Here is an 836-nt window from a genome sequence, read left to right as displayed (position 1 = left end):
AACAGTGGGTATTCCCTCTCAGGAGGTGGGGAATTTCAGTGAGCAGGTCTGGGGAGTTTCAATGAGCGTGGTCAATGTCGATGCATTCAGTACTGCCGTCGTCTTCACCCGGGGTGAAACCGTCGAGGTCGTTATCCCAGCCCGGAGGTATGCCCGTCTCACAAAGTTGATACGTGCCGGGTGGGAACCGCGCTTGGGATGCGCCCGTTGTGGTCAGTTCGAGGCATGCACCGCCGGCTACGCCTTCGACACAGGTCAACTCCACCGCACCCGTCTCATCTGTAGAGCCGGCCGCGATTGCCGCGCCGGGTGAGTCGGGAGTTGCGCCAACACGAACCTCGAAGTGAAACACCGACTCGGGTGCGCCCCCGGACTCGGTCTTGACGATGCTCACACCGGTGGTGGTTGGTGGGTCGTCGGTTGGCGTGGTTGTGGTGGTGGTGGTTGGTGCCGTCGATCCGATGCTGTCGACGATCGAGCGCCAGAAGTCGGTCCGGTCGACAGGCGTAGTGGTAGGAGTTGTGGTGGTCGTCGTGGGAGCAGAGCGGATGACTATGCGCTTGCTTGGCGAAACGAGCGGGGTGTCGCTCGTCCGTTCGGTCGCGGCGCCGGTCACCGTTTGCTGTTGCTGCCCCGAATCAGAGTCGCTTGGGGATGCCACGGTGGGCGCCAGTGCTAGCCGCTGTTCGAGCGGATCTTCAGTCCGGTCGGGAAAGGAGTCGGTGCCGGCGGAAAACTCCACCGTGGTGGTCGATTCCGTCACCTGCGTCTGACTTCGTGATAGAGATGCGCCGATTCCTAACCCAACGATGGGAGGCTGTGGGCCTGACCCTGAG

General features: G+C 62.2%; 1 protein-coding gene. It reads right to left on the bottom strand.

The genetic code is table 11. The features are described from left to right. Positions 1–58: 58 nt before the first annotated feature. Positions 59–763 (bottom strand): hypothetical protein, encoded by a 705-nt coding sequence (locus P1T08_18855; protein MDF1598133.1) that lies wholly within the window; start codon positions 761–763, stop codon positions 59–61. Between the last annotated feature and the right edge of the window lie 73 nt (positions 764–836).

It is taken from the genome of Acidimicrobiia bacterium (assembly GCA_029210695.1).
Classification (GTDB): Bacteria; Actinomycetota; Acidimicrobiia; order Spongiisociales; family JAHEDJ01; genus JAHEDJ01.
Note: the sequence above shows the minus strand (reverse complement) of the source record. Positions and strands in the feature narration are given on the sequence as shown.